Annotated in this window: 16 protein-coding genes and 4 tRNA genes; 10 read left to right on the top strand and 10 right to left on the bottom strand. The window is 45.1% G+C overall.

Going from position 1 to position 19,712, the window contains the following annotated elements; genetic code table 11:
• Positions 1-9: 9 nt before the first annotated feature.
• The gene (gene pilB, locus FTT83_RS02605) at positions 10-1,722 is read right to left on the bottom strand and encodes a type IV-A pilus assembly ATPase PilB (protein ID WP_086195207.1); all 1,713 of its coding nucleotides are present in this window, start codon (positions 1,720-1,722) and stop codon (positions 10-12) included.
• A gap of 280 nt (positions 1,723-2,002) precedes the next feature.
• On the opposite strand from pilB, the gene tpiA reads away from it, so the two are divergent.
• The 10 genes from tpiA to FTT83_RS02555 all read left to right on the top strand — a co-directional run bounded on the left by tpiA (position 2,003) and on the right by FTT83_RS02555 (position 9,100).
• Positions 2,003-2,794 (top strand): triose-phosphate isomerase, encoded by a 792-nt coding sequence (gene tpiA, locus FTT83_RS02600; RefSeq protein ID WP_086195208.1) that lies wholly within the window; start codon positions 2,003-2,005, stop codon positions 2,792-2,794.
• 13 nt (positions 2,795-2,807) lie between these two features.
• Complete coding sequence (gene secG, locus FTT83_RS02595; protein WP_086195209.1) at positions 2,808-3,137, top strand: preprotein translocase subunit SecG; 330 nt, start codon at positions 2,808-2,810, stop codon at positions 3,135-3,137.
• Between the two features lie 53 nt (positions 3,138-3,190).
• Positions 3,191-3,275: transfer RNA gene (locus FTT83_RS02590), tRNA-Leu, on the top strand.
• A 46-nt stretch (positions 3,276-3,321) separates the two neighbouring features.
• A tRNA-Met gene (locus FTT83_RS02585) sits at positions 3,322-3,398 on the top strand.
• Positions 3,399-3,470: 72 nt separating this feature from the next.
• Positions 3,471-3,547, top strand: a tRNA-Met gene (locus FTT83_RS02580).
• A 92-nt stretch (positions 3,548-3,639) separates the two neighbouring features.
• Positions 3,640-3,716: transfer RNA gene (locus FTT83_RS02575), tRNA-Met, on the top strand.
• 211 nt (positions 3,717-3,927) lie between these two features.
• Positions 3,928-4,452 carry a ribosome maturation factor RimP gene (rimP, locus tag FTT83_RS02570; RefSeq protein ID WP_086195210.1) on the top strand — a complete coding sequence of 175 codons (525 nt, stop codon included), beginning with the start codon at positions 3,928-3,930 and terminating at the stop codon, positions 4,450-4,452.
• A 40-nt stretch (positions 4,453-4,492) separates the two neighbouring features.
• Positions 4,493-5,977 carry a transcription termination factor NusA gene (nusA, locus tag FTT83_RS02565; RefSeq protein ID WP_086195211.1) on the top strand — a complete coding sequence of 495 codons (1,485 nt, stop codon included), beginning with the start codon at positions 4,493-4,495 and terminating at the stop codon, positions 5,975-5,977.
• A gap of 10 nt (positions 5,978-5,987) precedes the next feature.
• Positions 5,988-8,693 (top strand): translation initiation factor IF-2, encoded by a 2,706-nt coding sequence (infB, locus tag FTT83_RS02560; protein ID WP_086195212.1) that lies wholly within the window; start codon positions 5,988-5,990, stop codon positions 8,691-8,693.
• Positions 8,693-9,100, top strand: coding sequence for a ribosome-binding factor A (locus FTT83_RS02555; protein WP_086195213.1), 408 nt, complete (start codon positions 8,693-8,695; stop codon positions 9,098-9,100). Before infB ends, FTT83_RS02555 begins: the two co-directional genes overlap by 1 nt.
• A 121-nt stretch (positions 9,101-9,221) precedes the next feature.
• Here the strand turns inward: FTT83_RS02555 and FTT83_RS02550 are convergent, their stop codons facing one another.
• From FTT83_RS02550 to hisIE, 9 genes are all read right to left on the bottom strand, one after another.
• Complete coding sequence (locus tag FTT83_RS02550) at positions 9,222-9,620, bottom strand: Na+/H+ antiporter subunit G (protein ID WP_086195214.1); 399 nt, start codon at positions 9,618-9,620, stop codon at positions 9,222-9,224.
• 11 nt (positions 9,621-9,631) lie between these two features.
• Positions 9,632-9,907 (bottom strand): monovalent cation/H+ antiporter subunit F, encoded by a 276-nt coding sequence (locus FTT83_RS02545; protein ID WP_086195215.1) that lies wholly within the window; start codon positions 9,905-9,907, stop codon positions 9,632-9,634.
• Complete coding sequence (locus FTT83_RS02540) at positions 9,904-10,425, bottom strand: Na+/H+ antiporter subunit E (RefSeq protein WP_086195216.1); 522 nt, start codon at positions 10,423-10,425, stop codon at positions 9,904-9,906. Before FTT83_RS02540 ends, FTT83_RS02545 begins: the two co-directional genes overlap by 4 nt.
• 2 nt (positions 10,426-10,427) lie before the next feature.
• The gene (locus FTT83_RS02535; RefSeq protein WP_086195217.1) at positions 10,428-12,236 is read right to left on the bottom strand and encodes a monovalent cation/H+ antiporter subunit D; all 1,809 of its coding nucleotides are present in this window, start codon (positions 12,234-12,236) and stop codon (positions 10,428-10,430) included.
• Positions 12,236-12,601: a Na+/H+ antiporter subunit C gene (locus tag FTT83_RS02530; RefSeq protein ID WP_086195218.1), complete on the bottom strand. Its 366-nt coding sequence runs from the start codon at positions 12,599-12,601 to the stop codon at positions 12,236-12,238. Before FTT83_RS02530 ends, FTT83_RS02535 begins: the two co-directional genes overlap by 1 nt.
• Before the next feature lies 1 nt (position 12,602).
• On the bottom strand, positions 12,603-15,440 hold the full coding sequence (locus FTT83_RS02525; protein ID WP_086195219.1) for a monovalent cation/H+ antiporter subunit A: 2,838 nt from the start codon (positions 15,438-15,440) through the stop codon (positions 12,603-12,605).
• A gap of 390 nt (positions 15,441-15,830) precedes the next feature.
• Entirely contained in the window at positions 15,831-17,198 is a 1,368-nt protein-coding gene (locus FTT83_RS02520; protein ID WP_180176189.1) for an AAA family ATPase, read from the bottom strand.
• Between the two features lie 30 nt (positions 17,199-17,228).
• Complete coding sequence (locus tag FTT83_RS02515; RefSeq protein WP_180176188.1) at positions 17,229-18,734, bottom strand: 3'-5' exonuclease; 1,506 nt, start codon at positions 18,732-18,734, stop codon at positions 17,229-17,231.
• Positions 18,735-18,747: 13 nt separating this feature from the next.
• Positions 18,748-19,530 carry a bifunctional phosphoribosyl-AMP cyclohydrolase/phosphoribosyl-ATP diphosphatase HisIE gene (gene hisIE / locus FTT83_RS02510; protein WP_180080181.1) on the bottom strand — a complete coding sequence of 261 codons (783 nt, stop codon included), beginning with the start codon at positions 19,528-19,530 and terminating at the stop codon, positions 18,748-18,750.
• Between the last annotated feature and the right edge of the window lie 182 nt (positions 19,531-19,712).

The following is a 19,712-nucleotide window of genomic DNA, read 5'->3' as shown; positions in this document are numbered from 1 at the left end:
AATTTTCATTTATTCACTGGTTACACGATTGACTTCCTGAAGGGAAGTCACCCCCTGCATAACCTTAATTAATCCTGAACGGCGTAAATTATTAAACCCCGATTTTTCAGATGCTGCTGCAATTTCAAGTGCATTACCATCCTCCATAATGATTTTCGAAATTTCAGGGGTCACTTTCATGACCTCATAAATACCGACACGACCTTTATAACCTTCACGGCACTCGGAACAGCCTACCGGTTGATATACCTGAAAGTCTGGATGTTTCAAATCTTCTTCGGTAAAGCCCATTTCCAGCAGGCTGGGTCCAGGAATCTCTGCCGGAATTTTACACTGAGGACATAGACGACGTGCTAAACGTTGTGCAATCACTAGGTTGACAGAAGTTGCAATGTTAAAGGAAGGAACACCCATATTGCGTAAACGGGTTAAGGTTTCTGGTGCACTGTTGGTGTGCAGGGTCGACATCACCATATGACCGGTCTGGGCCGCTTTTACGGCAATTTCAGCTGTTTCCAGATCTCGAATCTCACCGACCATGACAATATCTGGATCTTGACGTAAAAATGATTTAAGCGCAGCAGAGAAGGTTAAACCGACTTTAGCATTAACATTGACCTGATTAATCCCTTCCAGGTTAATTTCTACCGGGTCTTCAGCTGTGGAAATATTGGTATCTTCACGATTCAGAATATTCAAACCCGTATAGAGAGATACGGTTTTACCGGAACCTGTCGGACCTGTAATCAGTAGCATGCCTTGAGGTTTTTCCAGCGCTTGCATAAACAGTTCTTTTTGCTCTGGTTCATAGCCTAATGCATCAATACCCAGCATGGCACTGGATGGATCCAGAATACGCAGGACCAGTTTTTCCCCAAATAGGGTAGGTAATGAGTTAACACGGAAGTCGATGGCTTTGGTTTTTGAAAGCTTAAGTTTAATCCGGCCATCCTGAGGTAAGCGTTTTTCAGAAATATCCATCTGCGACATGACTTTTAAACGTGAGGCTAAACGTGTGGACAGCTGTAACGGCGGATTGGCAATTTGACGCAGCACGCCATCAATACGATAACGCACCCGATATGACTTTTCATACGGTTCGAAATGTAAATCCGAAGCACCCATACGAATGGCATCAATTAACAGTTTATTGATGTACTTAACGATGGGAGCTTCATCCCCTTGAGGACCATCATCTTCATCTTCTTTTTGACTTAAATCATCTTGCTCTAGATTTAGATCGATATCTTCATCAGAAAACTCAAAACTGTCCGCCTGGGTAAAGTTTTGTTCAATCAGCTGGTGTAATTTCTGGTGCTCTACAATAATCGCTTCGATATTCATCTTACTGCTGAAGCGGATCGCATCCATGGCTTCTATATTGGTGGGATTACTGGTTGCGACGTAGAGTAAATTCCCGCGTTTAAAAATGGGCAGAATACAATGTTTGCTAATGATCTTTTCATCCAGCCCTTCTCGGATAATTTGAGCAGAGTCATAGGCACTCAAATCAAAAAGAGGTTCTCCAAATTCTTGAGAAATTTTTTCTGCAATAGCCAAGGAGGAAATTTTCAATTGATCAATTAAAAAAGGCACAATATCTTGATTGGCTTTTTTTGCATTCAATATTGCACTCTGCATATTTTCGGCAGAAACTAAGCCATCTTCGACTAAACATCGAATAAAACCCGTAAATCTTGGTGAACCTTGTAATGCTGCCATGCTCTAATATGCCTGCTTAATCAATTTGTTTATAATTGGTATCATTGAATTATACTTTTGTTATATAAAAATACCATATCTTAAAATGTTGTCATCTACTTAATATCAGATAAAACTTTGAACCAGTCGTATTACAGGGTGAAGTTTTTCTTGAGCGTAAAAAAGGGGATTGCAAAAAAATAAGAATCGCATAAAAAAGCCATGTGAAAATTTTCTGAAAAATCTTGAATTCCGTGTAGAATGTGCGCGGTTTAATGAATTGTTTTTAATAGGTTACTGTATGTCGGGTTCGGCTATTACTCCTTGGGTTGTCGGCAATTGGAAAATGAACCCAATGCAGGCAGATGCAAAAGCGTTGCTGCAAGATTTTAAAAAATTATTGCAAAATAATGAAATTAAAGAACAAGATTGTTATTTGGGTATTGCACCGACCATGCTGGCTTTGAGTAGTGTTCAGACAGAATTGGCAAGTTCAGTGCGCTCTATTTATACTGTTGCACAGGATGTTTCCCGTATTGCAGGTACAGGAGCATATACCGGTGAAGTGAGTGCCGAACTGCTCAAAGATCAGCAAATTGGTTTTGTATTGATTGGTCATTCAGAACGTCGTGAGATTTTTGCTGAAACTGCCCAAATTTTGAATGAAAAAGTTAAAAATGCTTTAAATGCAGGATTAACCATTATTTATTGCGTAGGTGAAAGTCTAGAGCAGCGTGAAAATGGTCAGGCCGAGCAGGTGGTGTTGCAACAAATTTGTGATATTGCCACAGTTGTTCAGGCTGAACAGTGGAAAAATATAGTGGTGGCTTATGAACCCATTTGGGCAATTGGTACGGGTAAAACAGCTTCACCTGAAGACGCACAGGCAATGCATGCCAAAATCCGTGCAGGTTTAACCCAAATTACCCCTTTGGGTACAGGCATGGCAATTTTATATGGTGGTAGTGTTAAGCCGGAAAATGCAGTAGAGTTGGCAGCCTGTCCAGACATTAATGGTGCGCTGGTTGGTGGTGCATCTTTAAATGCAGAGTCTTTTTATAAAATTGCCCAGGCTTTTGCAAATACAAAATAATTAGGAGTTCAGCATGCATGCATTTGTGCTGGTAGTACATATTATCTTAGCCATTTTAATGATTGTATTGATTCTGGTACAACATGGTAAGGGTGCCGATGCGGGTGCATCATTTGGTGGTGGTGGAGCAGCAACCGTCTTTGGTGCTTCAGGTTCGGCTAATTTTTTAACACGTTTAACGGCAATTTTAACAGCCTTGTTTTTTGTCACCAGCCTAAGTTTAGCGGTGTTTGCTAAAAAGCAAACTACTGATGCCTATAGCTTAAAATCGGTACAAACGACTGCTCCGGCACAAAGCCAATCGACTGAAACTTCACCAGTTGCACCAAAAACTAGCGAATAAATATATTTAGTTCTTTCTTTTTGGGTCTGATCCGACTAGAATGCGTCACAGCTGCGGTGGTGGTGGAATTGGTAGACACGCTACCTTGAGGTGGTAGTGCCTTCGGGCGTGGGGGTTCAAGTCCCCCCTTCCGCACCAACTTATAATCCAGAGCATAAGTTGGTGTAAGCAGCAAATCTGTTGATGCGGGATGGAGCAGTCTGGTAGCTCGTCGGGCTCATAACCCGAAGGTCGTTGGTTCAAATCCAGCTCCCGCTACCAATCTTATTTTAGATGCAAACTAAAATAAGCACTTTGATAATTTAAGGTGAGATTAATTTTTTGTAATGTTGTTGCGGGATGGAGCAGTCTGGTAGCTCGTCGGGCTCATAACCCGAAGGTCGTTGGTTCAAATCCAGCTCCCGCTACCACTATTTGATTAGGGTGCAACTTAATCAAGCAATCACTGAACAGTTTTTGATTGAAAATGATCAGCAGATTGTATATAATTTTTGCACGTTGATGCGGGATGGAGCAGTCTGGTAGCTCGTCGGGCTCATAACCCGAAGGTCGTTGGTTCAAATCCAGCTCCCGCTACCAAGTTTCTAAAAGGCTCACAAAAAGGTGGGCCTTTTTGCACAGTGGACTTTGGTTTTTCTGTGTAAATAGGGGCGATTACGCCCTTTTTTATTGGCTATCGTGTAGTGTCCGACATTTATTGGTCAAATCGTCATGTTTCACTACTAATATAGTTGAGTTAGTCTGAACCGGTCACCGCGACCATTGAATCGCACCATAATGACGAGAGTAAATGAAGCTATCAAATAAAACTCAAGCACTCCAAGACCTAATCGCTCCTGCAGTGCAAGCATGCAATGTCGATCTTTGGGGAATTGAATTTCTTCCTCAGGGTAAACGTTCTTTATTGCGTATCTATATCGATAAAGCAGATGAAAATAACGAACAACCTGTCATGAATGAAGATGGCGAGCTTGAACAGGGTCGAGGTATAGGCGTACAAGACTGTGTTCGCGTAACACAGCAAGTGGGTGCTATGCTTGATGTACATGATCCAATTTCTGGTGAGTATTCACTTGAAGTTTCTTCTCCGGGTTGGGACCGTCCATTTTTCCAGCTTGAACAGATGGCTGGTTATATCGGACAAACCGTTGCGCTGCGTCTGATCAGTGCTGTAGATAACCGTCGTAAATTTCAAGCCAAACTGATTGCTGTTGATCTTGAAAATGAACTTATTCAAGTGGAAGTTGAAAAGCAACAAATCCTTGAAATTGATAGTCATAATATCGACAAAGCAAATTTGATTTACCAAGATTAATTTATCCAAATAAATAAGAATCTGAACGAATAGGTGACTTATGGCACGTGAAATTCTTACCGTAGTAGAAACGGTTAGTAACGAAAAAGGTGTACCTCGTGAAGCGATCTTTGAAGCGCTAGAACAAGCGCTTGTTGCTGCGACTAAAAAGAAATTTTATGAAGGCACAAACTCGGAAGAAGCACGTTTACGTGTGGAAATCGATCGTAAAACAGGTGATTACCGTACTTTCCGTCAATGGGAAGTGGTGGCTGATGAAGATCACGAAATGCCGGCATGTCAGGATGCAATTTCGGATGTGGATCCTGCCAAATGGTCTATTGGTGACATTCGTGAACTCGAAGTGGAATCGATCGACTTCGGCCGAATTGCTGCGCAAATTGCCAAACAGGTGATTGTGCAAAAAATTCGTGAAGCTGAACGTGCTCTGGTTGCTGATGCCTATGAATCTAAAGTCGGTGAACTCATCTACGGTGAAGTGAAAAAGCAAACCAAAGATGGCTTTATTATTGACTTGGGTGACAATGCGGAAGCTTATCTTGCCCGTGAAGAGATGATTCCTAAAGAAATTCTTCGTCCGAAGCAACGTGTAAACGCGATTTTATATAGCGTGAACCGTGAAGGTCGCGGTGCACAACTGTTATTGTCACGTGCACGTCCTGAAATGCTGATTGCATTGATGAAAAAAGAAATTCCTGAAATTTCTGAAGAAATCATCGAAATTAAAGCAGCTGCACGCCAGCCGGGTGTTCGTGCTAAAATTGCTGTGAAAACCAACGATCACCGTATTGATCCTGTAGGTGCATGTATTGGTATGCGTGGTACACGTATCCAGGCTGTACAGTCAGAACTCAATGGTGAACGTATTGATGTGGTGGTGTGGTCTGATGATCCGGCACAGTACATTGCTAGTGCGCTAGAACCTGCAGATGTATCCAGTATTGTGATTGATGAAGATGTTCACAGTGCAGATATCATTTTTGCGGCGAGCGATCAGTTGGCACGTGCTATTGGTTCACAAGGTCAAAATGTCCGTTTAGCCTCTGAATTGACTGGCTACAAATTGGATATGATGCTCGAAGAGGAATTCTACGCACGTCAACAAAATGAAGCTCAACAATATCTCGACATGTTTGTCACCCGTCTGGATATTGAAGAAGACTTGGCAATGGCTTTGGTTGAAATGGGCTTTACTTCTTTGGAAGAAATTGCTTATGTTCCAGCTGAAACATTTGATGAAATCGAACTGGATGCTGAAACAGTTGAATTATTGCAAAGCCGTGCGAAGGAAATTACCTTGGCTGATGCATTGAAACAACAAGAAAACATTCAAGAACCAAGTGCTGAACTTGTGGCAATGCAAGGGATGACACAGGAAATCGCATATGCCCTTGCGGCTCGCGGTGTGGTGACTGTAGATGATTTAGCTGACCAAGCCACTGACGATATTGAAGATATTGAAGGTTTAGGTACGGAAAAAGCGGGTCAACTTATTATGAAAGCGCGCGAATCATGGTTTAACTAGGAGGAAATATATGACGGACAAGTCGATTAAAGAGTTGGCTCTCAGCGTGGATCGCCCCGTTGAGAAGCTCCTAGAGCAGGTTCGTGACGCAGGTTTACCCCAACGTAAAGCTGAAGATATTATTTCCACTGAACAACAAAATACCCTCGTTAACCATTTGAAGAAAGTTCATGGTCAGGACGATGGGAATGCAGGAAAAATCACGTTGAAACGTAAAACAACCAGTACTGCTAAAGTGGCCAGTACATCAGGTAAGGCGAAAACAATTAATGTAGAAGTTCGTAAGAAGCATACATTTGTTAAGCCAGATCCGGAACAGATTAAAGCTGAAGCTTTAGCGAAGGCACAAGCCGAACAGAATTCGCGTGAAGTTGAGCAAAAGCCAGCAGCGAAAGCTGAAGAACCTAAGCAACAACCTGAATCTAAAGCAAAACAGGCTTTAGAAGCAATGCGTGCAGCAGCGAAGCAAGAAACTGCGAAGCAAGAAGTACCAAAAGCAGCGGTTGTGGTAAAACGCAAGTCAAACAACAAGCCGATTGTAAAACAGCCGGTTAAAGTGACTGAAACACCAGAACAGAAGAAAGCACGTGAAGCACAAGCTGCACAGTTAAAAGCAGTTGAAGAAGCAGCACGTCGTAAATCGGCTGAAGAAGCACAACAACGTACGCTTGAACAAATGCGTCAAATGGCTTCCAAGTATTCTTCTGAAGATGCCACGGCAACAATTCGTGTGATTGATGATTCTCCACTGGCTGCCGGTCTGGTTGGTCAGGCGTATGAAGATTCTTTTGCGAAAGAAGACCGTGAAATTAAACGTGGTGGCAATACCACCAATGCGCGTGCACCGAAAAAAGGTGGCCGTCGTGGCGAAGAGCAATCTTTCCGTGATAACTCGCATAAACGCGGTTTAAAATCAAGTCAGGCGAACAAGCATGGCTTTGAAAAACCAGTTAAAAAACAAATTTATGATGTTGAAATCGGCTCAACCATCATCGTAGCTGACTTAGCTGCGAAAATGGCAGTGAAGGTGCGTGAAGTTATCAAGGCACTCATGAAAATGGGTGAATTGGTTACTCAGAATCAGGCGATTGATCAAGAGATTGCAGCGCTTGTGGTGGAAGAAATGGGTCATAACCCAGTTCTAGTTTCTGATACTCAGGCTGAAGACAACTTGCTTGAAGCAGCTGAAGAAGCACGTGGTGCTCAAACGACTCGTGCTCCTGTCGTAACCATCATGGGCCACGTTGACCATGGTAAAACATCGCTGCTTGACCGTATCCGTCGTACCAAAGTGGCTGCAGGCGAAGCGGGTGGTATTACCCAGCATATCGGTGCTTATCACGTTAAAACGGATAAAGGCATTATCACTTTCTTGGATACCCCGGGACACGCAGCGTTTACCGCAATGCGTTCACGTGGTGCGAAAGCGACTGATATCGTGGTGCTGGTTGTTGCAGCGGATGATGGTGTAATGCCACAAACTGCGGAAGCGATTGACCATGCACGTGCTGCTGGTACGCCAATCATTGTTGCAATTAACAAGATGGATAAAGAGTCTGCCGATCCTGACCGTGTATTGAATGAATTGACCACGAAACAGATCGTACCTGAACAATGGGGCGGTGATGTACCTGTTGCCATGGTTTCAGCACACTCAGGTCAAGGTATTGATGAACTTCTAGACCTGATTTCAATTCAAGCAGAATTGCTAGAGTTGAAAGCATCTGAAGAAGGTGCTGCTCAAGGTGTGGTCATTGAAGCACGTGTAGACAACAGCCGTGGTGCGGTAACGTCTATCTTGGTTCAAAACGGTACATTGAATGTAGGTGATCTTGTCCTTGCAGGTTCATCTTACGGTCGCGTTCGTGCGATGGTGGATGAAAATGGTCAACGTATCAAATCTGCGGGTCCATCAATTCCTGTAGAGATCTTGGGTCTTCCGGAAGCACCAATGGCCGGTGACGAAGTTCTTGTTGTGAATGACGAGAAAAAAGCACGTGAAGTTGCCGATGCGCGTATGGATCGTGAACGTCAAAAACGTCTTGAACGTCAATCTGCAATGCGTCTTGAGAACATAATGGCATCGATGGGCAAGAAAGATGTGCCTATCGTGAACGTTGTACTCAAAACTGACGTGCGCGGTACTTTGGAAGCATTACACGTGGCACTTGCCGAACTGGCAACTGATGAAGTGAAAGTACGTATTATTGGTTCAGGTGTCGGTGCAATCACTGAGTCTGACGTAACGCTGGCTGAATCTTCTGAAGCGGTATTGCTTGGCTTTAACGTTCGTGCCGACAATACTGCGCGTCAAAAAGCCGATGAAGACGGTATCGACATTCGTTACTACAGCATCATCTATCAATTGATTGATGACGTGAAAGCAGCAATGAGCGGTAAACTTGCTCCTGAACACCGTGAAACAATTCTGGGTGTGGCTGAAGTGCGTGAAGTGTTCCACTCAAGCAAATTCGGTGCGGCTGCAGGTTGTATGGTACTTGAAGGTGTATTGCACCGTAATAAACCAATCCGTATTCTTCGTGATGACGTGGTGGTGTTCCAAGGTGAGCTTGAATCTCTTCGTCGCTATAAAGAAGTGGTGGAAGAAGTTCGTGCCGGTATGGAATGTGGTCTTGCAGTGAAAGGCTATAAAGACATCAAAGCACAAGACAAGATCGAAGTGTATGATGTTCAATTGATTAAACGGAGTCTTTAATGGCGGGTAGTCAACGTCTGAAGCGTATGGCCGATTCAGTTCAGCGCGAGTTGTCTGAACTGATTCGCCAAGAGCTGAAAGATCCACGCCTGGGTGGTCTGGTGACCATCTCTGCGGTGAAAGTTAGCCCAGATTTAGGATATGCCGAAGTTTATGTGACCGTGATGGGGCGTGAGCTGGGCGATGAGCAAAGTGAAGCGGCAAACAAGGAAACGTTAGATGTCTTGAATAAGGCATCCGGTTTCCTGCGTCACGAACTCAGTCGTCGTATCAAGACACGTATAACGCCTCGCTTGCGTTTCCATTACGACAAAACCAACGCGTATGGCAACTATATGTTTGGTCTGATTGCAGAAGCAGTGAAGGATTTACCTCCAGCTGATGATGCAAAAAAAGATGATGAATAATCGCTAAAAAGAAAAGCCACCTTCGGGTGGCTTTTTTGTGGCTGAAAATTCTGCTCAGAAGAATAAATTTGTGTAAAACGGTATAAAATTTTAAGTTAAGTTTAGAACAACAAGAACGGTTTTAGCTGACATCATTATGTGAATCATTTTCTGTTTTGGGATTGCGACGCCGGGTACGCTGCCAGGGTAAGGGACGTTCAAGTGCTTCAGGTACTTCACCACTGGTTGAGCGTAAACGTAAATGCAGTGCTGCCTGTGCCATAAGATTTGCAGACACGGGTGCAGTAATGAATGCCAGCAAAGTCAATAACAGTTCGGCAAAACCAACGCGTCCCTGAAAGGCTGAAAAGATCATGGCAGCAATCAGGAAACTGCCCAGACCCAGGGTACTGGATTTGGTCGGCGCATGCAGGCGCATAAATAAATCGGGCAGACGAACCATCCCAATGCCGCCCACCAGCATGAAGAATGAGCCAATCAACAAAAAAATTGAGACCAGGATTTCCATGAGAAGTTGCATCGCTGTTGCTCCTAGTCGACCACATGGCCAGTGGTAAAGTAGCGTGCCAGCGCTGCGGTAGACACAAATCCAAGCATGGCAACCAATAAGGCACCTTCAAATAAGGAGGTACTTGCCCAGTAGATACCCAGAATGACCACCAGACAGGTCGCATTCAGAAACAGGGTATCCAGTGCTAAAAGCCGGTCCACGATGGAAGGGCCGATTACCATACGGATCAGGCAAAGAAACATGGAAATGGTGATTGCGACCATACACAGACCAAGTGCATAAGGCAAAATACTCATGAATCTTCTCCTAATTCCACATCAAAAATTTCGATCAGTGCTTTTTCATAACGATTTTTAATTTCGATAATATCGATCTCGGCATTATCAGTACTCAGGGCGTGAACCAGAATATCACCACGATCGTGATCGATCCCTGCGGTCACGGTACCCGGCGTGGTGGTAATAATCAGGGCCAGTAAAACATTGACCTGTTCATGCTGGGTTTCCAGAGGCACACGAAACCATTTCGGATGCAGTTTATGGGTGGGACCAAGCACCTGTTTGGCTACTTTAATATTACAAACAATAATGTCCCATAACACCACAAAGAATAATTTTATGGCCAGAATCCAGTGAATATTTGGGGTGTTGCCAATAAACGGTTTGACTAGATATGGAATGGCAATGCCCAGCAATAAAGCCATCAGCAAGGTTGCCAGATCCAGACTATGCGCCAGCATGATCCAGCTTAAGGCCACAATCACGGAGACGAAGGGATGCGGCAGCCAGCGGTCCAAAAACGATGTTTTTTGCATGTTTAAGGCTCCATAGGCTTGAGTTTGGCATCATCCGGATCAGTGGCTTGCTGGTCTTGCTGCTGTCTGATCTGGCGTTGTTTATATTCTGAAATGTGCTCACCTTCTAAAGTCTTTTTCGAGATGATATACGGAATCAGATGTGCATTTGGATCGACGGTTTCACCGCCATATTTGGTTTCAGGTAAATTTTCAGGATTATAAGGCTGTACGCTAATCACCTGATTCAGGTCATCTTTGTGTAAAATGACATCTTCATACACAGCATTATTCTGGATCTGTTCAGCCGTTTTAAACATGTATTGCTGAATCGGATTTGCGCAAACCATATAGAGTACCAAGCCTGACAACAGCAAATAAATGGTTTTGTCATTGCGTATCGGGGCATGATTGGGTATGGCTTGATATGCTTTAAATGCTTCGGTTTCCGCTTGATCTTCAGGTTTGCTGGCACGCCAGAACAGAATGAATCCCACCCGGGTAAAGGCAATAATGCTGAGTAAACTCACCAGTAGCACCACCGCAATAATTACACCCTGATAAGGGGAATGTGAAGTCGCCTGCAAGATAAAAACCTTGCCTAAAAAGCCGCTAAAAGGCGGTAAACCCGCCATCATCAAGGCAATGAAAAAGAAGGTCAATGACACTGCTTTGTGCTGTTTCATTTTCGGAGCGATGTTGAAATGATCTTTGAATGTACTGCGCTGTGAGGTAATCCAGCCACAAAGCAGATAAAAGGCAGCGCCAATAATGGTGCTATGCACCAGATAGTACAGTCCTGCAGCCCAGGCCAAAGTATTAAATAATGAAATGGCAATCAGCAGCGTGCCAATCGAAGATAAAATCATAAAGCCGACAAAACGGCGTAAACGCTCCGCGCCAATGGCACCAATCACGCCATAAATCGAGGTGACCAAACCGATCGGAAGTAACCAGTTTGCCAGAATATCCTGACTGAAATCATCATCAAAAATCGTGCCATTGACTCGAAGAATGGCATAGATCCCCACTTTGGTCATAATGGTGAAAATGGCAGCGACCGGAGTGGTGGCTACGGCATAGGTTTTCGGTAGCCAAAAACCGACTGGTAACATTGCAGCCTTGATGCCAAAGACCACAAATAACAACAAGCCGCCTGCAACGGCCAGGATATGCTGATCTGGTTCTAGCAGCGGGATTAAACGTGCAATATCGGTCATGTTTAAACTGCCGATACTGCCGTAGATCATGCCTAGACCAATCAGGAACAGTGCAGAGGCCAACAGGTTTATAGTGACGTAGTGAATACCGAGTTGAAAACGGGCCTTGCCTTGTCCGTGTAGCAGCAGGACATAAGAGGCCATCAACAGGATTTCAAAGAATACGAATAAATTAAATAAATCCCCGGTCAGGAATGCACCGCACAAGCCCATGAGCAAAAAATGGAACATGGCATGGAAATAACGCCCTTGAGTATCCCATGCATGACTGGCAAACCATAAGATGGGTGTAGCCAGAGCGTAGGTCAGCACCAGCATCAGTGCGGAAAGCTGATCCAGAACCAGCACAATACCGAACGGGGCAGCCCATTCACCGAGGTTATAGGTACTGATTTGTCCGCTGCTGGCGAAGATTAAATACACGATGGCAGTGCTTAAGCCCAGGATTGACGAGACATAACTAATGCCACGACGCCAAGGTTGTCGCCAGTCGTGTGCTAATGAACCTTTGCCGGGATTGCCCAAAAGAACCAGTAAGAAACCGGTAAATGCCGGAATTAAAATGCTAAATATTGGGGTGTGTTCAGTCCAGAACTGGATGAATGCATTCATTAAGGCTCATCCTCGCGCGGGTCAATCGGGGTGATTTCTTCTTTTGAGTCGACATGGTCGGTACCGCTTTCATAACGGCTGCGTAAAGCCAGCTGGACAATAAAGGCCGTAGTGGCAAAACCGATCACAATGGCTGTCAAGACTAGCGCTTGAGGTAAAGGATCGGTCACTTTGCTGGTTTCAGTCAGTATAGCCGGGGCATTGACCTGAATCCGTCCCATGGCAAACAGGAACAGATTGACCGCATAGCCAATCATGGCCAGTCCTAAAACCACGGGAAAAGTACGTGCACGCAAGATCAGATAAATTCCCGTGGCAACCAGTAAACCAATGGCAGAGGCAACTAAAAACTCTAGACTAATCATTTTATTCCCCCTTCAATACTGGACCAGACATGCTGGAGTGGCGTGAGTCACCCAGGACGGAAATCATCAACATGGTGGCACCCACGACGGTGACATAGACCCCGACATCAAATAATGCAGCGGATGCCAAATGGATATCACCTAACAGGGGTGGAGCGATATGCACATGGGCACTGGTCAGGAATGGACGTCCCCAGAACCAGGCAGCGAGTCCGGTCAGTCCTGCAATGCTTAGACCTGAACCAATCCAGATTTCATATAAGCGGCCGGATTTGGCTCTGAGCATCTGTTCAGCCTGGTCTTGTCCTAAGGCAATGTACTGGATCACCAGGGCCAAAGCGGTAATCAGACCGGCAATAAAACCACCACCGGGCAAGTTGTGGCCACGCAGGAAGATATACAGGCTCACCACCAGCGCCAGAGGCAATACCCAGGATGCAGTAATACGAAACATCAGCGGAGAGGGATTAAAGCGGTAGGTCAGGCCCTGGGTAATGGTGGTGCCGTGCGCACGCATGCCATCCATTAAACACAGTGCGCCAATTGCAGCAATACCCAGTACGGTAATCTCCCCAAAGGTATCGAAACCACGGAAGTCGACCAGAATTACGTTGACCACATTGGAACCGCCACCGAGTGGCAGTGACTGCTGCAGAAAGAACCATGAAATCGAGTTGTGGTCACGGGTCAGCATTAGCCATGTAATCCAGCCAATCCCCAGACCACCACCCATGGCAATCAGGGCATCGCGCCAGCGCCGTGACACACTGGACTCATAAGGAGTGAGTTGTGGTAGTAAGGACAGGCTCATCAGCAGCAATACCGTAGTGACTACATCTACCGTGATTTGAGTCAATGCCAGATCAGGTGCAGACAAGGTCACAAACACTAGGGTCACGACAAGTCCGACAGCACCGCTAATCAGCACGGCCTTAATCCGTTCATGGTGAAACCACAGCATCATCCAGCAGGCTGAGAACAAGAGCAGCCACAACACAATGGCAATTGCTGGCGCATGGATGAGTTCACGTGTACCAGTGGTCAGGCCTTGATTGATAAAGGGCATAGTCAGCAAAGCACCACTAAACAGTACAATCCACATCAGATAGCTTTGCAGTGAACCATTTTCAGTTTGCCGTTTGAACTTGCGTGAACTCAGTAACAGATGTTTTAAAAATAAATCAAACAGCACTCTACCCTGGAATTTGCCCAAGATAGGATCAAGATCAATTTCCCGAATGCGACCGCCTTTGGCCAAAGCAAAATAGAAAATGATCCCGCCCAGCAGTGCCACAATACTCATCACTAAAGGCAGGTTAAAACCATGCCAGATGGCTAAATGGCTACCGGCAAAGTCAGACACTTGAGTGCTGGCACGTGCAGTTGCATTGACAATGTTTTCCACCAGCAGCGCAGGTACAAGGCCGACCAGAATACATAAAACCGCCAGCAGTATGGCGGGTATACGCATGCCCAGCGGCGGCTCATGTGCTTGCCGGTTCGGGACCCCTGCACCAATTGGACCATCAAAAAATACCCCATGCACTAAACGGACCGAATAAGCCACGGCAAAAATTCCGGCCAGGGTTGCCAGAATGGCAGAAACAATAAGCACAGGACCTGAAAGACTGGCCAATAGTTCAGTAAAGAACATTTCCTTCGACAGGAAGCCATTGGTCAGTGGCACACCGGCCATAGAGGCGGCGGTGATCATGGTCAGGGTGGCAGTAAAGGGCAGGAGTTGCCAGATCCCACTAAGTTTACGCAAATCACGGGTTCCGGTTTCATGGTCAATGATCCCGGCAATCATGAACAAAGCCGCTTTAAAGGTGGCATGGTTAATAATATGGAAAATGGCAGCAGCAATTGCCAGTGGTGAACCTAATCCCAGTAAGCACACAATCAAGCCTAAATGACTGATGGTGGAGTAAGCCAATAAGCCTTTTAAGTCTTCCTTGAAAATGGCAAAGAAGGCAGCCATACATAAGGTGAACAAGCCCACGAAAGTCACGATATTGTGATACAGCGCTGCACCGACAAAAATTGGCGTAAAACGTGCCAGCAGGAAAATTCCGGCTTTGACCATGGTGGCAGAGTGCAAATAGGCTGAAACTGGCGTCGGAGCTGCCATGGCATTCGGCAGCCAGAAGTGAAACGGAAACTGTGCACTTTTAGTAAAGGCACCCAGTAAAATCAGCAGCAAGCTTGGAACAAATAATGAGTGACTTTGAATTTGATCCTTCATCGTCAAAATCTGGTCAATCTGATAGGTTCCGGTGATTTGGCCGAGCAGAATGAAACCGCCCAGCATGGCCAGACCGCCCATGCCGGTAATGGTCAGAGCCATACGTGAACCGCGCTGTGCCGCTTCGTAATTGCTCCAGTAACCGACCAGCAGAAAGGAGGAAATACTGGTCAGTTCCCAAAAAATAAGCAGTAAAATTAAATTGTTAGAAAGTGATATCCCGAGCATGGAGGCCATGAACAGCATCAGCAGAAGATAGAGTTTGCTCAGAGAATTTCTAGGATTTAAATAATAATAGGCATAAATATAAATGAGCGTTCCGATCCCGCTAATCAGCAAGCAAAACAACAGGCCTAAGGCATCCAGACGAAAGCTTAAGTCAATGCCTAACTGGGGTAACCAGGCCCAGGTTTGTGTGATGGTTACGCCATTAAACACATCTTTGGCTTCCAGCAGTAACAGGGTCAGACTACTCAGGCTGACCCCTAAGGCGGCTAAAGCCGTTAGCCCGCGTGAAAATTTCAGCCACGAGACAAGGGTTGTGCCTAGTACTAACGGTAGCAAAATAATAATCGGTAGCACACTCATATCCAAAGTCGTGAGTTAGGCTATAAACACCTAAGCGTGAATCTTATCTTCCAACGATTACAGGAATGCAAAGAACAATCCAAACTTCTCAATCTTGAAAGCCGGTTTGAGTTAAAAAATGAAAAACAAGCTGTGTTGCGCAACCTGTAAAAAAGTCATAGTAGAATCGGATTTTACTATTAAACTTTAAATATACATGATCTTATTGCATGAGTAAAACAACATCAATTATTTTTGCGCGCACACTTGGGTTTGTTAACATTTCATAAATACTTGCCTGACTTATTATACGCCCCTGCATGCTTGAGGGGCGTAGCGTGTTTAGCCAGATACAATGCTAAACAGGATTTTTTAAAGAGATACTGAGTATTTTCGAATACCATTCAAATTGTTGTGTCATGAGATAGGATGAGAGGAAGAGGTGTCATCCTGCTGTTGCATTAAGTGCAATAATTCTGTTTGTTGTTCGGGTGTTAAATATTGCTGGATCTGCTCTAACAGGCTTTGTGGGGTCATGCTTTCTGATTCAGGCTCAGTTAAGGCATCGGCTTCAATCACTTCCTCATTAAACACCAGATTTTCATAAATCGTGTCAAACTTTTCCTGTAACGGCTGTAGCTGCATATCAAACAGCTGTTTATGCTCCAGTTTTAAACATTGATATTCAGCTGCATGTTCCAATAATTCAGTGCGGTTGCCAGTGGCAATAATTTGCAGGCGCGGAAAAGCCTGATGCAGGCGCTGCAAAATCACTTGCGAGGTATTTTGATCCAGCTGGTGATCAATGGCATCAATCAGCAAAATGCCGTCACCTTCCAGACAGGGATATAAACTTTTGGGATTGAGCAGGCACAAACGCCGTACAATATCTCCCATCAGGGCGATCCAGTTTTTAACACTGTTGGAAAGTTGCTGATAGAGCATGATTTTTCCCGCATAACTCACCATCAGTTGCAATTTAGGCTGATACTGCACATAAATGTCTTCAAAATTGGGAAGAACGGTGCTCAAAGCCTGTTTTAAAGCGTCCAGACTCGGCGCATTCATTTGCTTTTGGGCATTGACCAATTGCTGTAAAAAATCTTTGTCTTTATTTTTCTGGATGGACGAATTGGTAATGAGCTGTTGAAACAGCTGCGCAATCTGAGCATTTTCAATATCGCTGATTTCACGAAACCATTCAAAGAAACGGCTAAAGGTGGTATAGGGAATGCTGGAAATTTCATAGGCATGTGAAGTCTGAAACACCACAGGATTATTTTTGCTCTGAATATTCATTTCATGGACAAAACGTTCTGCCGGATAATAGGCAATTAAGGGCAAGCCTTGCTGCTGATCGTGCTTCAGCGCGTTATGATAGAGTTCCACCAGATTGTCTAATTGCTGGGTTTCGGCTTTGCTGGTGCCAATGCCATGACTATTTAAAGTTTTATAAATCTGCCAGTCACACGTCGTCAGGGGCTTGTCTCCAGCTTCGCTAGAGGCATTTAAAGTCCCAATATCTGGAGGAATCTGAACCCGAATATCAATTTTGGATTGCAGGCGGGTAAACATGATGTCCTGGTCCTGCATGACCACACCGGCAGCACGCGAGTCTTTATAACGGGATGCAAACCAGGTGAGTGCCTGATAGGTGAATTTTAAAATGCCGGTTTTACCGGAGCTTTGATCGCCCAAAATCAGGGTGATGGGTTTGTCATTAAATTTCAGCTTGAGATCGGCAAAATGAAGTGCATGTTTGAGTTGAATGGAGTCAATTTTCATAAAACACCTGCCTTGCAGCTAAAGCGAAACTTATTCTCCCACAGCTTTCCGCAGCGAGACCGGCATTTGCTTTTTCAGCTGTTGCAGCAAATCGTAAATGTGGTGAATATTTAAATTTACTTTAGCACGTGTACAAGCCACGTAAAGCAATCGTAACTCTTCGTCACTAATTTTATGGTCTTTTTCATTGACTTTAAACTGATAGTCATCTTCGATATGCACACGGTCCCATTCCAGGCCTTTGGCTTTGTGTGCGGTCGAAATAATGTAGTCGGCCTGTTCAATCGGGGTGATTTTGGCCAGCGCCCGTTTTAATGGATCGGTGCCGTGATCATCCACCAGTTTCACCAGTGGTTTAATGTCACTGCCATCATTAGTTTCACAGTATTCATGCACATCATGCCAGGAATTAAACCAAGCCAGTTCGGGTACATCGGTGACACGGCGGCCCTGTTTCAGCATACTGGCTGCATCAACAAAACGGTTTAGTCTGACATGATCGGCCTGCAAACTGACCTTGTCACCATGCACCAGTCCTGAAAGCAGCAATTCCATCGCGCGGGCATTGGTACGGCACAAAATTGCATCGCGCTGTTTGGTATGCGGTTTATTCACCACTTTGGAATTCAGTAACGGGTTGCCGAGCAAGGGCACGGTTTCGTTTAATGCACCTAAAATGGCGTTGGCATTTAAGGCAATCTCTTCACCAAAACGGAACGAGGTGGTCAGGCGCGATTCAGGCAGCGGTAGCTGTTGCATGGCATTGACCGCACCACGCCAAGCATAAATTTGTTGATGGGCATCGCCGACATAAATGACCTGGGTATTTCTTTGACGCAGCAAAATTCCGAGCATAAGCGGGTCGGCATCTTGTGCTTCATCAAACAATACATAGTCTGCAGGAATATTCGGTTCAGACAAGGCCCAAAGCTTTAGATAAATATCATGCCCAATACCGGCCTGATGATTGGGATCAATCGATTCTAACCAGCGCCGTTCAATGGCCGGATAAAGATGCTTCTGCAATTCTTCAATATCGTCTGGATGCAACCAGCTCGGTGCCTGCAGATGTCGCGGTGCCGGATACTGCGAACTGGTTGAGCAGAAATAGCTGACGGCATTGGCTACCAGACTGGCGAGACGTGACGGCATCATGACATATTTTTCATAACGGCCGCCCATCATTCGGCGCAGGGTAATCGGTTGTAGCCGGTATTCCTTGGCAATAAAGCTCGGACTTAAACGCGGCAAGCGCAGTTTGTCGGTGACACCGCGTGGCACACTGCGAAAAGCCAGCGAGTGAAAGGTCCGGCAGTCGACATTGCGATGAAATTTACTTTGTGCTTCTGCTGCAATGGCTTTGTTAAATGCCAGATACATGCCACGGCGCTCGGGCATGGCATCACTGATCATTTGCAGGGTAGTGGTTTTACCTGTGCCAGCATAGGCAATCACTTTGAAGGAATTGCCTAGACGTGCATTATCTATAGCAAGCGCTTGCTCATAGGTGGGATTAGGCTTTTTAGATACTGACACGGTAAAGACTGAATTAATGCTGACGATTGGCTTTTTCCACCAGGCCAGACAGGCCTTGGCGACGCGCCAGCTCGTTTAATACCAGTTGTGGGTCGAGGTCGAAATAACCCAGCATCACAATGGTGTGGAACCATAAATCGGCAACTTCGTAAATCAGGTCGTTTTTATTGTCTGTATTGGCTTCAGATTTAAAATCTTTGGCTGCGATGATGGTTTCAACGCTTTCTTCACCGACTTTTTCCAGAATTTTGTTCAAGCCTTTGTGATACAGTTTGGCGACATAAGATGAATCCGGGTCGGCTTTCTTGCGCTCTGCCATCATCTGGCCCAAATAATCCAGAACTTCGACCTCTTCAGACTGGGCAGTCGAGGCATTCATGGCCAGAGTATGTGGATTGGTTGATTTTTCAGCATAAATCTGGCTTGGATCTTTCAACTGTGCATCGACAATTTCCCAGCCATTTGCGGTCAATTTGCGATAAAAACATGATTCACGACCAGTGTGACAGGCAATACCGCCGTGCTGTTCAATCTGCAACACAATCACGTCGGCATCACAGTCCAGACGGATTTCATGCACAGTCTGGAAATGACCGGATTCTTCACCTTTGTGCCATAACTTGTTGCGTGAACGGGAGAAATATACGGCCTGATTTTTCTCGGCAGTGAGTGCCAAAGCCTCACGGTTCATCCAGGCCACCATCAGGACACGTCCGCTTTGATGATGCTGGGCAATGGCAGGGATCAGACCTTGTTCGTTAAATTTTACTTCATCGAGCCATTGCGCGTTGTTCATGAGAATTTCACCAAAAATATGTTCAAAATGGAAAACAGCGAATCAAAATCGCAGCTGTATAGTGTACGTGATTAGCGACTGTTTGAGAAAAAAATATACGTATGAACCTTTTGATTTCTGATTCAAACGGTTCAGATGCTTTATTCACCAAGAATTTTATAATATTCCAAGCATAGGAAAAT

Origin of the sequence: Acinetobacter sp. YH01018 (assembly GCF_013420295.1) — a bacterium.
Classification (GTDB): Bacteria; Pseudomonadota; Gammaproteobacteria; order Pseudomonadales; family Moraxellaceae; genus Acinetobacter.
This window is presented reverse-complemented; position numbering and strand designations above follow the sequence as displayed.

Coding starts and splice junctions, on each gene's coding strand:
- pilB (WP_086195207.1), bottom strand. CDS start 1,722: ATGGCAGCATTACAAGGTTCACCAAGATTTACGGGTTTTATTCGATGT.
- tpiA (WP_086195208.1), top strand. CDS start 2,003: ATGTCGGGTTCGGCTATTACTCCTTGGGTTGTCGGCAATTGGAAAATG.
- secG (WP_086195209.1), top strand. CDS start 2,808: ATGCATGCATTTGTGCTGGTAGTACATATTATCTTAGCCATTTTAATG.
- rimP (WP_086195210.1), top strand. CDS start 3,928: ATGAAGCTATCAAATAAAACTCAAGCACTCCAAGACCTAATCGCTCCT.
- nusA (WP_086195211.1), top strand. CDS start 4,493: ATGGCACGTGAAATTCTTACCGTAGTAGAAACGGTTAGTAACGAAAAA.
- infB (WP_086195212.1), top strand. CDS start 5,988: ATGACGGACAAGTCGATTAAAGAGTTGGCTCTCAGCGTGGATCGCCCC.
- FTT83_RS02555 (WP_086195213.1), top strand. CDS start 8,693: ATGGCGGGTAGTCAACGTCTGAAGCGTATGGCCGATTCAGTTCAGCGC.
- FTT83_RS02550 (WP_086195214.1), bottom strand. CDS start 9,620: ATGCAACTTCTCATGGAAATCCTGGTCTCAATTTTTTTGTTGATTGGC.
- FTT83_RS02545 (WP_086195215.1), bottom strand. CDS start 9,907: ATGAGTATTTTGCCTTATGCACTTGGTCTGTGTATGGTCGCAATCACC.
- FTT83_RS02540 (WP_086195216.1), bottom strand. CDS start 10,425: ATGCAAAAAACATCGTTTTTGGACCGCTGGCTGCCGCATCCCTTCGTC.
- FTT83_RS02535 (WP_086195217.1), bottom strand. CDS start 12,236: ATGAATGCATTCATCCAGTTCTGGACTGAACACACCCCAATATTTAGC.
- FTT83_RS02530 (WP_086195218.1), bottom strand. CDS start 12,601: ATGATTAGTCTAGAGTTTTTAGTTGCCTCTGCCATTGGTTTACTGGTT.
- FTT83_RS02520 (WP_180176189.1), bottom strand. CDS start 17,198: ATGAAAATTGACTCCATTCAACTCAAACATGCACTTCATTTTGCCGAT.
- hisIE (WP_180080181.1), bottom strand. CDS start 19,530: ATGAACAACGCGCAATGGCTCGATGAAGTAAAATTTAACGAACAAGGT.